Annotated in this window: 10 protein-coding genes and 1 pseudogene; 8 read left to right on the top strand and 3 right to left on the bottom strand. The window is 73.7% G+C overall.

The genetic code is table 11. The features are described 5' to 3' along the window. Nucleotides 1–97: 97 nt before the first annotated feature. From GKE82_RS09695 to GKE82_RS09670, 5 genes and pseudogenes are all read left to right on the top strand, one after another. Nucleotides 98–994 (top strand): calcium-binding protein, encoded by an 897-nt coding sequence (locus GKE82_RS09695; protein ID WP_154733140.1) that lies wholly within the window; start codon nucleotides 98–100, stop codon nucleotides 992–994. Then, a complete protein-coding gene (locus GKE82_RS26955) occupies nucleotides 886–2,406 on the top strand; it encodes a calcium-binding protein (protein ID WP_375337040.1) in 1,521 nt (506 codons plus the stop codon). The genes GKE82_RS09695 and GKE82_RS26955 overlap by 109 nt, the downstream gene beginning before the upstream one ends. Next, nucleotides 2,297–4,456 (top strand): annotated as a pseudogene (locus tag GKE82_RS09685) (hypothetical protein); the annotation flags it as partial. The gene GKE82_RS26955 and the pseudogene GKE82_RS09685, both read left to right, overlap by 110 nt. Before the next feature lie 328 nt (nucleotides 4,457–4,784). Next, nucleotides 4,785–5,132 (top strand): hypothetical protein, encoded by a 348-nt coding sequence (locus tag GKE82_RS09675; RefSeq protein WP_154733138.1) that lies wholly within the window; start codon nucleotides 4,785–4,787, stop codon nucleotides 5,130–5,132. Further along, on the top strand, nucleotides 5,126–7,459 hold the full coding sequence (locus tag GKE82_RS09670; RefSeq protein ID WP_154733137.1) for a MopE-related protein: 2,334 nt from the start codon (nucleotides 5,126–5,128) through the stop codon (nucleotides 7,457–7,459). Before GKE82_RS09675 ends, GKE82_RS09670 begins: the two co-directional genes overlap by 7 nt. 3 nt (nucleotides 7,460–7,462) lie before the next feature. Here the strand turns inward: GKE82_RS09670 and GKE82_RS30660 are convergent, their stop codons facing one another. From GKE82_RS30660 to GKE82_RS09655, 3 genes are all read right to left on the bottom strand, one after another. Further along, nucleotides 7,463–8,029 carry a LuxR C-terminal-related transcriptional regulator gene (locus GKE82_RS30660; protein WP_154733136.1) on the bottom strand — a complete coding sequence of 189 codons (567 nt, stop codon included), beginning with the start codon at nucleotides 8,027–8,029 and terminating at the stop codon, nucleotides 7,463–7,465. A gap of 51 nt (nucleotides 8,030–8,080) precedes the next feature. Then, nucleotides 8,081–9,406: an IS256 family transposase gene (locus tag GKE82_RS09660; protein ID WP_196189050.1), complete on the bottom strand. Its 1,326-nt coding sequence runs from the start codon at nucleotides 9,404–9,406 to the stop codon at nucleotides 8,081–8,083. A 290-nt stretch (nucleotides 9,407–9,696) separates the two neighbouring features. Next, nucleotides 9,697–10,821, bottom strand: a complete 1,125-nt coding sequence (locus tag GKE82_RS09655) for a phage tail sheath subtilisin-like domain-containing protein (protein ID WP_154733135.1) — start codon at nucleotides 10,819–10,821, stop codon at nucleotides 9,697–9,699. Between the two features lie 213 nt (nucleotides 10,822–11,034). On the opposite strand from GKE82_RS09655, the gene GKE82_RS09650 reads away from it, so the two are divergent. From GKE82_RS09650 to GKE82_RS09640, 3 genes are all read left to right on the top strand, one after another. Then, a complete protein-coding gene (locus tag GKE82_RS09650) occupies nucleotides 11,035–11,904 on the top strand; it encodes a Pvc16 family protein (protein WP_196189143.1) in 870 nt (289 codons plus the stop codon). 143 nt (nucleotides 11,905–12,047) lie between these two features. Further along, entirely contained in the window at nucleotides 12,048–13,622 is a 1,575-nt protein-coding gene (locus GKE82_RS09645) for a phage tail sheath subtilisin-like domain-containing protein (RefSeq protein ID WP_107566733.1), read from the top strand. Nucleotides 13,623–13,671: 49 nt separating this feature from the next. Next, on the top strand, nucleotides 13,672–14,115 hold the full coding sequence (locus tag GKE82_RS09640) for a phage tail protein (protein ID WP_107566732.1): 444 nt from the start codon (nucleotides 13,672–13,674) through the stop codon (nucleotides 14,113–14,115). Nucleotides 14,116–14,134 lie beyond the last annotated feature (19 nt).

The following is a 14,134-nucleotide window of genomic DNA, read 5'->3' as shown; positions in this document are numbered from 1 at the left end:
ACGGCGCAGACCTCCAACCGGGACACGATCAGCGGCTTCGAGTCGGTGATCGGGGGGGCCCTTCTCCGACCTGATCGTCGGCGACGACGGGCCCAACGTGCTCGACGGCGGCCCCGGCGCCGACCGGATCGAGGCGCGGGGCGGCACCGACGTCCTGTTCACGGGCATCGGCCCGAACGACGTCGTGCTCCCGGGAATCGGCGCGGACGTCATCGCGGGCAGCGTCGACACGACCCTCAGCTACGAGGATCTCACCGCCGGCGTGCGCGTCTCCGTGGGCGACGGCACGGCGGTCGTCGGGCCGGACACCCAGAACTTCGGCGGGCAGATCCGCCAGATCGTCGGCACCCCGCTCCCCGACGTGCTCATCGGCAGCATCGGAAACGACCTTCTCATCGGAAGCAACGGCGACGACCGCATCACCTCGCGCGGCGGTCAGGACACCCTGCAGGGCGGCGCGGGCGTCGACACGCTCGACTACTCGGCCGACACGAACGGCCTGGTCATCGACCTCGGCGCCGGGACGGTCGGTCAGACCTTCATCAGCGGCTTCGAGAACGCGATCGGTGGTCTCGGCAACGACTCGATCATCGGGACGACCGCCGACAACCGCCTCGAGGGTGGCGCCGGGACGGACTCGATCAACGGCGCCGACGGCGACGACCTGGTCATCGGCGGGCCGGCGGTCGACGTGCTCAGCGGCGGCCCGGGGATCGACACCCTCTCCTACGAGGGGACCACGACCCCGGTCACCGTCGTGCTGCCCAACACCGCGCCCGACACGATCGGCGCCTTCGAGAAGATCATCGGCGGCGACGCCGGGGACAGCCTCACCGGTGACGCGGGCCCCAACGACCTCGCGGGTGGCGGGGGGCCGACACGCTCATCGGCCTCGCCGGCGACGACGAGCTCGCCGGCGGGCCCGGGGACGACCTGCTGCGGCCCGGGCGTGGCGCGGGCTCCATCGACGGCGGGCCGGGCAGCGACACGGTGAGCTACGCGGTCGCGGCCGAGGTCACCGGACCGCTCGTCGCGGACCTGCGCCCCCCGAACGCCAGCGCCACGATCGAGAGCCAGACCCTGGCGCTGACCTCGATCGAGAGCGTCACCGGTACCGACGAGGACGACACGCTCATCGGCAACGCCGCCGCGAACACGCTCGTCGGGGGCGACGGCGACGACCTGCTGCGGCCCGGATCGGGCGGGGGTGCCAACGACGGCGGCGCCGGCCTCGACCACGTCGACTGGCAGGACCTCACCGGCGTCGGCGTGCAGTTCACGATCGACGGCGGCGTCGCGCAGCTCGGCCCGACGACGACCCAGGCCACCACGAACGTCGAGCAGGTGACGGGCTCCCCGCAGGCCGACGCCCTGACCATGAGCGACACGGTCCTGCAGACCGAGACGCTGCGCGGCCTCGACGGGGACGACGTGCTGTCCGGTCGCGCCGGTGTCGACGACATCGACGGTGGGCCGGGCAACGACACGATCTCCGGCGGCATCGGCCAGGACGTCATCGACCCGGGGACGGGCACCGACCTGGTCACGTACAACGACCCCGAGCGCCAGGTCGCGGCTGGCCCGTTGACCATCGACCTCCGGGCGGGAACCTTCGGCGGGATCCAGGACATCGGGGGACTGCCGGGAGGACGCGACGTGGTGGATGTCGCGGATACCGAGATCTGGGAGGGCGGGCAGACCGCCGACTCCTTCCGCGGCATCGCGGGGCCACAGGAGTTCCGGGGCGCGGCGGGTGACGACCTGTTCCTGGCGGGCGGCTCCGGAACCCAGCGGGACGCGGGCGACGACCGGTACCAGGGGGACGGCGGCACGGACCACGTCACCTGGGAAGGGGACCGCGCCGTCACCGCCGATCTCGTGGCGGGCACCGCGACGTTCGCGGACGGCGAGATCGACACGCTGGCGTCGGTCGAGGACCTGACCGGCAGCTCCGGCGCCGATGTCCTCCGCGGCGACGCCCAGGCAAACAACCTCTTTGGGGCCGGGGGCGACGACGATCTGCGGGGGCGCGGCGGCACCGACTCGCTGGACGGCGGCGAGGGCAATGACGTCGTCGGCGGCGGTGCAGGGCAGGATCTCCTCTTCGGTGGAAACCCGGGCTTCCGCATCCCCGGAGGTACGCCGGGTGACACGCTCGACTACAGCGACGAGACCGTCGGCGTGAGCGTGGATCTCCAGGCGGAGAACTCCCCGGATCAGCAGATCAGCGGCTTCGAGAACGTCAACGGCGGCAGCGGGAACGACGCGCTGAGGGGGGACGCTGGGCTCCAACCGTCTGGTCGGCAACGACGGGGACGACTCGATCAGCGACGCTGCCACCGGCGATACGCAGTTCGACGAGCTCGAGGGAGGACCTGGCAACGACATCCTCGTGCCCGGCCGTGACGTCGACCGGATCGACGGTGGCGCGGACCGCGATCGCGTCCGGCTGACCGCGTTCGGCGTCTCGGTCGACGCGTCGCTGCGGACCGGTGTCGCTCGTGTTCCGCGTGGCTCGGTGACGTCGATGGGGTTGGTCGACATCGAGGACATCACGTCGGGGCCGCAGGCCGATCGCCTCGAGGGGAACGCCGGGGACAACGACCTCGACGGCGGCCTGGGCGACGACGAGCTCGAGCCGCTGCAGGGCGGCGGTACCGTCACCGGCGGTGCCGGCACCGACCGGGTCACCTACGGCAACCTGACGGCCCCGACCGCGGTGCTCGTGGACCTCGCCGCCGGGCAGAGCACCGTGCCGCGCAGCGGCGGCGCCGTCCAGACCCTCGTCGGCGTCGAGAACGCGACCGGCGGCCCCGGGGCCGACCGGCTCGTCGGCACCGCCGGCCCGGAGTCGCTGCTCGGCGGGGCGGGCGACGACGAGCTCGTCGGCGGCGCGGCCGCCGACGTCCTCGGCGGCGAGGCGGGCAACGACCTGCTCGACGGCGGCTCCGGCGGCGACGTGCTCGAGGGCGGCACCCAGACGACCTACGACACCGTGACCTACGCCGGCCGCACCCAGCCGGTGACCGCGGAGTCCAACGGCACGGCGACGAGCGGCGAGATGACCGAGATGGACACCATCTCCGGCATCGAGGGCCTCGTCGGAGGCAACGCGGGCGACACGCTGCGCGGCGGCTTCCTCGACGAGCGCTTCGAGGGCGGTCCGGGGACCGATGTGATCCGCCCCGGCTTCGGCAACGACGTCGTCGACGGCGGCGCCGACAGCGACCTCGTCAGCTACGACGACCGCACCGCCGTCCAGCCGGTCACGGTCGCGATGGCCCCACCCGCCCAGGCCGGTGCGCCCGGGGAGGTCGACACGCTCACCTCGGTCGAGCGCGCCCTCGGCGGCGCCGGCAACGACACCCTCGTCGGCAACGCGCTGGACAACACGCTCGACGGCGGTCCCGGCGACGACACCGTCACCGGCGGCAACGGCCTCGACACCCTCATCGGCGGCGACGGGACCGCGGACCTCGTCAGCTACGCCGACGAGGTCGACGACGTCGTGGTCGACCTCGTCGCGGGGACCGGTGGCGCCGCCGGCAGCAGCCAGGACACCCTCAGCGGCTTCGAGAACGTGACCGCCGGACCGGGCGACGACGTCGTCACCGGCGACGGGGCCGCCAACCGCGTCCGCGGCGGCGACGGCAACGACACGATCGCCGGCGGCGGCGGGCCCGACCGCCTGGAGGGCGAGGACGACGTCGACACCGTCGACGGCGGCGGCGCCGACGACCTCGTGCTCGGCGGCGACGGCGACGACGTCCTCTCCGGCGGGGAGGGCGACGACCGCGTCGACGGCGGTGACGACGGCGACCGTCTGGTCGGCGGCGACGGGGCCGACGCGCTCCTCGGCGGCGAGGACGACGACACCGCCGACTACGGCACCCGCACCGACGCGGTCAGCCTGTCGCTCGACGGCGTCGCCAACGACGGCACCCCCGGCGAGGGCGACCAGCTCCTGGGCGTCGAGCGGCTCGTCGGCGGCCAGGGCGACGACGTCCTGCGCGGCAACCAGGCCGACAACCGCATCAGCGGCGGCCTCGGCGACGACCTGATCGACGGCGGCTTCGGCAGCGACGTCCTCGACGGCCAGACCGGTGTCGACACCGTCACCTACGAGACCCGCACCGCCGACCAGCCCGTGACCATCACCGTCGACGGGAGCGACGACGAGGGCGCGAGCGGCGAGCGCGACGCGCTCCAGGGCTTCGAGATCCACCGCGGAGGCGCCGGAGCGGACACGATGACCGGCGGTTCCGGCGCCGACCGCTTCGAGGGCGGCCCCGGCGACGACGTCCTGCGCGGCGCCGGCGGCGCCGACGTCCTCGACGGCGGGGTGGGGGCCGACCGGCTCACCGGCGACGACGGCACCGACACCCTGCGCGGCGGCGACGACGCCGACGTCCTCGACGGCGGGGGCGGCGTCGACCTGTTCGCCGCCGGCCCGGGCGACGACCTCCTGCGCGCCGTCGACGGCCTCGCCGACACGGTCGGCTGCGACGCCGGCACCGACACCGCCGAGGCCGACGGCGACGACGCCATCACCGCCTGCGAGCGCGTGCTCGTCCCCGCGGTCCCCGTCGTCGCCCGCCCGGCCCCCGACAACGGCAGCGACGCGACCGTGGGCCGCGACCGCGACGGCGACGGCTTCCCCCTCCGGCCCCGACTGCGACGACAGCACGCGGACGATCTCGCCCTCCGCCGTCGACGTCCCCGGTGACGGCATCGACCAGAACTGCGACGGCGCCGACGCGCCGTTCCCGGTCACCGCCGCGAAGGTGTCGGTGACGTTCGGCGCCCGCACCCCGCTCGGCCTGCGCGTGCGCAAGCTGCTGGTGTCCGGCATCCCGGCGGGCAGCACCGTCGTCGTCACCTGCACCTCCAAGCCGCGCGCCCGCTGCCCGTTCGTGACGCGCAGCCGCGCGTTCACGACGGCCCGCACGAGCTTCTCCTTCCGCGGGCTCTTCGGCGACCGGCCGCTCCCGACCGGCACCGTCGTGACCGTGACGGTGAGCGACGAGGCATCTCGCGGGCGCCGCGTCACGCTGCGCACGCTGAGCCGCGGGCCCGCCCGCCGCACCGACGCCTGCCTGGCCCGCGGCACCACGAGGACGACGACATGCTGAGCCGCCGCCTCGCCACCGGGCTCGCGCTCGGCGCCGCGCTGGTCGCGCCCGCGGCGGCGCACGGCCAGGCGGGCGCGCCCTTCACGCTCGAGCTCGTCGCGCCCGGGGAGCTGCTCGTCGGGGCCCAGAACCCGGGGGAGACCGTCGGGCTGAACATCACCCGCGACGGCGGCGTGCTGCGCTTCAGCCCGGCGGCGAGCGGCACGCTCCCGGCCGGCTGCGTGGCGGCGACCGTCGCCGGCGTCGCGGTCACCGAGTGCCCGACGAGCGTCGCCGCGACCCGCCTGCAGATCAGCGCCCGCATCCTCCACGCCACCGTCAGCGGCGTGAGCACCGGCACGCTCGTGCTCGACGGCGGCAGCGACGGCGACACCCTCCGGGCGCTCGGCGTCACCGTCACGACCCTGCGCGTGGCCAGCGAGCGCGGCCCCGACGAGGTCGAGATCCGCGGCACCGTCGGCACGCTCCAGGACATCGCGGGCGCCGACCGCGCCGCCGACCGCTACGTCGTCGACGTCCCCGGCCTGACCGGCACCCTGAGCCTCGGCGACGGCCCGGACACCGCGGTCGCCACCGGCACCTCGCTGACGCTCGACGGCGGCGCCGACGGCGACACGCTCGTCGGCGGCACCACGCAGCTGGGCGGCCCGGGGGACGACGTGCTGCGGCCCGTGGTGCCCGGCGTCGCGGTCGACGGGGGCGCCGGGACCGACCGCGTCTCGTTCCTCGACCGGTCGGCGCCGCTGCGGCTCGAGGCCGTCGACGCCGACCGCGTGCGCGTGGACGGCGCCACCGCCATCACGATCCAGGGCATCGAGGAGATCGAGGGCGGGGAGGGCGCCGACACGCTCGTCGGCACCGACCCCGCCGAGGACCCCGTCCCGCGCGACGGTGTCGACGTGCTGCTCGGCGGTCGCGGCGACGACCTCATCCGCGGTCGCGGCGGCGCCGACCGGCTCGTCGGCGGCGCGGGGATCGACACCGTCACCTACGACGACGCCGCCACCCCGGTCACCGTCGACCTGCCCGCAGGCACGGCCGGCACCGCGGGCCAGCTCGACACGCTCGAGGGCTTCGAGCGGGTCGTCACCGGCGCGGGCGCCGACACGGTGCTCGGCACCGCGGGCGCCGACGTCGTCAGCACCGGCGCCGGGGCCGACGTCGTCACCGCGGGCGCCGGCGACGACGTGATCGACACCGGTCCGGGACCGGCGACCGTGGACCTGGGCGACGGCGACGACCGGCTCGTCACCGACCCGCTGGTCGCCGCGGCGGACACCGTGACCGGCGGCGCCGGTGCCGACACGATCGCCACCGGCCCGGGCGAGGACCTCCTCGACGGCGGTACCGGGACCGACAGCCTCGACGGCGGCGACGGCGTCGACACGGTCACCTACGCGGCGCGCACCGCGCTCGAGCCGCTGGCGGTCACCCTCGACGGCGTCGACGACGACGGGCAGGCGGGGGAGAACGACCGCCTCGTCGCGATCGAGAGCGTCGTCGGCGGTGACGGCAACGACACGCTGACCGGCAACACGGTCGCCAACCGGCTCGTCGGCGGTCCGGGCTCCGACTCGATCGCCGGGGGCACCGGGGCCGACACGCTCGACGGCGGCGACGGCGCCGACACGCTCGACGGCGGCCCCGGCAACGACTCCCTGATCGGGGCCGCGGGCAACGACCGCCTGCTCGACTTCGACGGCTTCGCCGACACGCTGAACTGCGGGCCGGGGGCCGACGACGAGACCCAGCAGGACAGCATCGACCTCGTCGATGGCTGCGAGTTCCTGCGCCGCCTCGACGTCGCCGACTCCAACGACCGCGACGGCGACGGCGTCGTGCCGCCGCTGGACTGCAACGACCGCGACCCGGCGATCCGCCCCGGGGCCACCGACATCCCCGCCAACGGCGTCGACGAGGACTGCTCGGGCGCCGACGCCCCGCAGCCCGTCGTGAAGCTCGACCTCGCCGCGCGGTTCTTCTCCACCCGGACCGGCACGCAGCTGCGGCGGCTGCAGGTCCTGAAGGTGCCGCCGGGTTCCACCGTGAAGGTGACCTGCAAGGCGTACCTGCGGTTCCGCGCGCGCTGCCGCTTCTCCTCGCGGACGATCGCGGCGACCACGCGGACGCGTACCGTCTCGCTGCACCCGTTCTTCCAGAACGCGAGCCTGCCGGTCGGCACGGTCAGCGAGATCACCGTGACCCGACCGGGGTTCATCGGGCAGGTGACCCGCCTCGTCGTGCGGCGTCGCGCCGCCCCGCGGCGCGACGACCTGTGCCTCGTGCCCGGGACGAGCCGGCCGCGGGCGTGCCCGACGACCGGCTAGGGACTAGATGATGCCCTGGCGGACCGCGCGGGCGATCGCCTGGGAGCGGCTGCGCGCGCCGAGCTTCACGACGACGTCGCCGAGGACCTTCTTCACGGTCCGCTCGCTGTAGTTCATCTCCAGCGCCACCTCGCGGGTGGGGTAGCCCTCCGCGACGAGCGCCAGGACCTCCTGCTCGCGCTGCGTGAGGTGCGGCTCGGACGGACCGCGGCCGCCGCCGGAGAACGACGGCAGCAGGAACGGCCCGCCCGCGGCGGCCGCCCGCACGGCGAGCACGAGGCTCTCCGGGGTCAGCGCGTCGCTGTCCATCGCCGCGGTCGCCCCGGTCTCCAGGGCCCCGAGGAGCTGGTCGCTCTCCCGGCCCGGGCCGTAGACGACGACCGAGGCGTCCGTGAAGTCCCGGACCTCGCTGATGAACGGCAGCGCACCGTCCGTCGCGATCCCCAGGAGCAGCAGGTCGACCTCGCCGAGCGCCGGGCTGGCCCAGGCGTCCGCGACCGACCCCACGCACTCGACGCGGTCCATGCCGTCCACGCGCTCCAGGCAGGCTTCCAGACCTCTCCGGAGCACCGGATGAGGATGTCCCGGTCGCCGTGGAACTTCTCGGCGGCGGTTCGGTGATCAGTGAGCGGGTGCGAGCGTAGCGGCCGGCTCGGGGGTCGTGGTGGACATGGTCGGCGAGGCGGTTGCGGAGCGTCGGGCGGCGAGGTCGCGCTCGACGGCGATCGTGAGTGTGGCGAGGTGGTCGACGCCGATGATTTTCCGGAACTGCTGTTCGGCTTCGAGCATGCCGGCGGCGGTCCATCTGAGGCACATGTCGCCGGACTGCCAGCGCTTCACGTTCCTGGAGGTGCGGCGGACGAACTCGATCATCGACTCGATCGGGTTCGTCGAGGCGAGGGTGCGGCGGAGTTGCTCGGGGCAGCCGAGGCGCTGCAGTGTGAGCGTCTCGGGGAGGCCTTCGCGCAGCGACGCCGCGGCTCCGGGATGGGAGTGGGCGAGTTCGTCGGCGAGCCGGTTGAGGCCGTCGAGCGCGAGCTCGTAGTTGGACTGCTTCCAGGCGGTGCGCAACCTGCGCTTGACGAGGTCGCGATCGGCCTCGGGGAGGTGGTCCAGGACGTTCCTCTCCTTGTGGCGGATGCATCGCTGGACGGGGACCGGGCCGAGGACCTGGTCGACCGCCGCGCGCAGCGCCTTTCCGCCGTCCAGGACGACCAGGACGCCCTGGTCGAGGTCCAGGCCACGGTCGACGAGGTCGGCGAGGAGGTGCCGGGCGACCGTCTGGTTCTCGGTGCTGCCGTCCCAGAGGCCGAGCGGGACCTTCACCCCATCGGTCGTGACCCCGAGGGCGACGACGCAGCAGCGGCCTTTGAGCTCGATCCCGTCGAGCATCAGCGCCGCCAACCGCACGTCGCCCAGGTCGCGCGACATGAGCGCGCGCAGGTGCTCGGTCGTGCGCCCGACGAACTCGCGGCTGACCGCGCTCTTGGAGGTCGACCGCTCGGCCGCGGTCACGTGCTCGCCGACCGGCTCCCGGGTGCGCGCGAACCGTCGCGTGGAGACGCCGGCGAGCATCTGCTCGAGCACGACCCGGGTGAGTGGGTCACGGTCGGCGAAGTGCGCGTAGGTCTGAAGGCGGATCTCGCCGCTGCCGTCAGCGGCCCGCACCCGCGGGCGTTGCACGCCGACACGCCGGCCGCCCAAGGTGACCTCGCCCGGTTCGTGGCCGTGGCGCACCGCGACGCGGTCCGGGTCGCGTCGGCCTTTCGGGCCGACGACCTCGGTGACCTCTTCTTCCATCAGCGTGTCCAGCACGCCGAGCCCGACGCCGACGCTCAACGCCAGCAGCCCGTCCTTGGCGGCATTGACGAGCTCTCCGAGCGCCTCCTGCACAGCGGGCGGCAGCGCGAGCTCGCGGCCGTCGGGGTCCTGCTCTACGTTCCTCACGGCGGTTCTCCTGTCTCGGATGGACTTCAAGCACCCGTCACGCTCCCAACGGGAGCGGACGAGGCGGGAGAACCGCCGCCTACAAAGTTCTACGAGCTACGGGACAACCTCCACCGGATGGCGCTCGACGATCATCACTTCCACCGACTGTGACACGGTTCCGTCCCCCCGGACCGAGTTGCTGACACGCCAGCGGGCCGTCTTGGACCGTCCCGCTGTTGTGTGCAACATACCGGGCGTGCCGAAGACGCGTCGAAGAACCCGACGCATGCTGGCGCGATGACCGCGTGTCACTGAGCCAGCGGCTGTGCGACGCGCACCCTCCGCAGCTCGGCCGAATGGCGGATCGCCAGCCCCAGCGTCAGGACGAGCGCCCGCCGTCGTCTGTCCTGCACGACCTCGGTCTCGACCTGGAACGCCTGCTCGGCCGCCGCCCCGTGGAGAAGGCCGTCGCGCCACGCGCGACCGAGGAAGTCGACGACCGCCAGCCGGACCCGGCGCTGCACGTCCTCGTCGCCGTCGGTCGCCCCGACCCACGCGGTCCCGCGCAGGACCGACCCCGCGAGGTGGGCGACGATGCGGCGGTGGTGGACGTAGCGGAAGTCCTGGTCGCTGCTCAGCGACCGCGCGCCCCACACGTGCACGGTCTCCTCGGGCCAGGCGCGCAGCACGTTGATCCCGTTGCGCTGCAGCTGCTGCTGCTCGTCGCGGGCGACCTCGCCCTGCAGCGACGCCGCGCCCGCCAGCCGCGAGGCGGTCGGGGCCCGCCCGACGCCGTGCCGGCGCTCGAGCCGCGCCCACACGCCCGCGACGTGCCCGACCGGCGTGATCGTGCGCCGCAGCCCGGCAGGGCCGTCACCGGGGCTGATCCACGGGTGGAAGACCGCCGCCGCCGGCGAGTCCAGGCCCAGCCGCGCGCGCCACTGCAGCACGTCCTGCGTCGTCGCGCCCATCGGGGCGGCGAGGATCGCGATCCGGTCGGCCGACGCGTCGGCCAGATGGCCGAGCGCGGCCTGCACCCGGTCGGCGATCGCCGGGTCCGGGCCGATCCCGTACGCGTCCGGGGCGACGACCACCAGCGGGCCGTCGAGCCTGGCGAGCAGCTGCATGCCCCCGCCCGAGGCGATCCCCACATGGGCCGCCTCGTCGCTCTCCCCGGGCGTCCCGGGGGTCCTGATCACCCAGCAGGCCCCGCCGCCGTTCTCGAAGAACCCGCGGACCGCGTGGCCGAGCATGCCGCCGCGCACGAGCGGCCCCGCCCGCGGATGATCGGGATCGGAGAACGCCGCGCTGAACTCGTCCAGCGAGGACACGCGGACCGGCCGGTCCAGCGGGCCGCCGGCCGCGAAGCCGACGAACGCCGTCTCCGACGCAGACAAGGGGTCGATGGCGGGGACACGCTCGTACTCGAGCACGGGAAGGGTGGGGGGGATCGGCGTGGACCGCCCCGTGAAGCTCGGGGGACACACCGTGATCCTCGTCCGCGCGGCCCCCCGCCGCACAGTGGCGAACGGGAACGGTGTCCTGCCCGTTCGGACCGCCAAGCGGGCGGCCACGCACGGGTGCCCGATCGTCCTCCCGTCCGCCCCTAGGCGCGCGCCCGCCGACCGGATGGGATGGACGGTCGAATGGGCACCATCATCGACGTCCCCGAGACGACGCTCATCGCCGATCTCGACCGCGGGATCCAGGCGCTCCTGAAGCAGCAGCTGGCGCGGCACGGCTTCGAGGACGCCGACGTCGTCTTCGAGACCCCGACGAAGGACTGGGCCGCCCGGCTCAGCCGCCCAACCGTCGACCTGTTCCTCTACGACCTGCAGAAGTCGCAGTCTCCGAGCTCCGGGACGCAGGCCCAGCGCGGCCCCGAGGGCACCGTCGACCGGCCGCCGCCGCTGCGCGTCGACCTCATGTTCGCGATCACCGCCTGGGCGCCCGCCGTCGTCGACGAGCACCGCCTGCTGTCCCAGGTCCTGGCGATCCTCCACACCTTCACCGCGCTGGACCTCGTCCTCGGCGAGCAGCTCGGCAGCACGCAGCCGTTCCCCGTCGTCGCCTCGATCGGCAGCGGCCGGACCGACCGCCGATCGGAGTTCTGGCAGTCCGTCGGCGGCCACTACAAGCCGGCGATCGACTGGACGGTCACGCTCGCGATCGAGAGCGGCCTACGCACCCAGCGCGGCCCCGACGTGCGCACCACCACGATCGTCACCCGCTCGTCCGACAACCGGCGCGCGGTCGCCACCGAGTTCCACGCGCTCGGCGGCACCGTCCGCGACGAGGACGGCGAGCCCGTGCCCGACGCGTGGGTGGCGGTCCCGACCCTCGGGAAGGTCGCCAGCACCGACGAGGACGGCCGCTTCCGGCTCCCGCGCCTGGCGCCGGGGCCCCTGGAGATCGAGGTCCGGGATCGCGAGGGCCGGACCGCCACCGTCGAGACGACCGTCCCGGGTGCGCCCGTGGACCTCGTCGTGTCAGCGCCCCGCCGAGCGAGGCGCTGAGGGGCCCGACGCCCCGGGGCACCCAAAAGTGCCCGAACGGCTGCCCGGACGGTTCTTGTCCGCCCGCGGAGCCGCTGTGAGAGTCGCCTGCATCGTCGCCCGACGAGCGGGCAGCGCGAGGAACCGAGCACGCGAGGAGCAAGATGGCCACGTCTTACCTGACCCCCGGGGTCTACGTCGAAGAGGTCCCGGCACAGAGCAAGCCGATCGAGGGGGTCAGCACCTCGGTCGCCGCCTTCGTCGGGCTCGCCCCCGGCGGCCCCACCAACACGCCGATGCGCATCAGCAACTTCACGCAGTTCTCGCGCATCTTCGGCGACCCGTCCGCGCCCGAGCGCGGCGCCTTCATGGACGGCGCCTACCTGGCCCACGCGGTCTACGGCTTCTTCCAGAACGGCGGCTCCCTCTGCTGGGTCGTGCGCGTCGGCGCCGGCGACGGCGAGGCGCCCGCCCCGGTCGCCGCCCTCCCGGCGGCCGCCGACCTGTCGGTCGAGTCCTACCGCGCCGTCGCGCGGCCGGAGATCACCGCGCCGGTCACGGTCGAGATCGACGAGGAGCCCGCCGCCAAGGGCGACGACGACAAGCCGGCCGAGACCACCTACCGCATCGTCGTCACCGCCGGTGACGACCGCGAGGAGCACACCGGCCTCAGCCTCAAGAAGGGCCGCACCAACCTCGCGACGAAGGTCAACGCGAGCTCGAAGATCATCATCGTCGAGGACACCGGCGCGAGCCTCCCGGAGACGCAGCGCGTCCCCGCGCTGGGCACCTACCAGCTCGCCGCCCCGGCCCCGACCTCCTCCGACCTCGACGCCTCGGAGTTCGAGGGCGACGTCGCGCGCCGTCAGGGCATCGGCGGGCTCGTCGCCATCGACGAGATCTCGATCGTCTGCGTCCCCGACGCCGTCAACCTCATCGGCGAGAACGGCGACGACACGCTCCTGCGCGACGTGCAGGGCAAGATCATCGCCCACTGCGAGTCGACCGGTGACCGCATGGTCATCCTCGACACGCCGGACGGCCTGCTCCCGCAGGAGGTCCTCGAGTGGCGGCAGGACACCGCCGGCTACGACTCGAAGTTCGCCGCGCTCTACTGGCCGTGGATCGAGGTCATCGACCCGCTGACCAAGCGCCCGCTGGCCGTCCCGCCGTCCGGCCACGTCGCCGGCGCCTGGGCGCGCACCGACGCGCAGCGCGGCGTCCACAAGGCCCCGGCCAACGAGGTGGTCATGGGCGCGAACTCGCTCGCGTTCCAGATCACCAGCGCCGAGCAGGGCGCCCTGAACAAGGCGGGCATCAACTGCATCCGGTCGTTCACCGGCCGCGGCATCCGCATCTGGGGCGCACGCACGCTCTCCAGCGATCCGGAGTGGCGCTACATCAACGTGCGCCGCCTCTTCAACTACGTGTCCCAGTCCGTCATGGAGGGCACGCAGTGGTCGGTGTTCGAGCCCAACGACGAGCGCCTGTGGATGAAGCTCCAGGTCTCGGTCTCGAACTTCCTCAACCGCACCTGGCGGTCGGGGGCCCTGTTCGGCACGAGCGAGAGCCAGGCGTTCTTCGTCAAGTGCGATGCGGAGACCAACCCGCCCGACTCGATCGAGGCCGGCCAGGTCGTCTGCGAGATCGGCATCAGCCCGGTCAAGCCCGCCGAGTTCGTGATCTTCCGGCTCAGCCAGTTCGCCGACGGCGGCGGCGACGACGGTGGCGACGAGTAGTCCCCGTCCCGACTGAGAACCCACACCGACCACCAGGAGGACCATCACCATGGCCACCACCGCTCCCGCGCCGCTGGACGCGAAGTACTTCGATCTGCAGTTCCCGGGCATCAACGCGCAGTTCAAGGACGTCCAGGGCGTCAGCATCTCCGTGCCGCTGCACACGTCGAGCACCAGCGACTCGATGGGGCAGCCGATCCGCCAGCGGACGGCGTCCTCGGTCGAGTACGGCTCGATCACCTGCTCGGCCGGCGCCACCGCCGACCTCGGCCTCGACAACTGGATCAAGGCCGTCGCCGACAAGGGCCTCGAGGGCAACATGAAGGACGGCACCCTCACGCTGTTCAACGCCGCCAACGCCCCGGTGGCGACCTGGGCGCTGACGAAGGCCGTCATCACGGCGCTCAGCGTCAGCTCGATCAGCGTCGAGGCGGGCGGTCACCTCGACCTCCAGGCCACGTTCGACTGCGAGAAGATCGAGCGCACGAAGTAGCCGCATGCTGGCGACCGAG

Origin of the sequence: Conexibacter sp. W3-3-2, assembly GCF_009707605.1 — a bacterium.
GTDB lineage: Bacteria > Actinomycetota > Thermoleophilia > Solirubrobacterales > Solirubrobacteraceae > Paraconexibacter > Paraconexibacter algicola.
The sequence above is the reverse complement of the archived record's forward strand: the minus strand, read 5'-3'. Positions and strand labels throughout refer to the sequence as shown.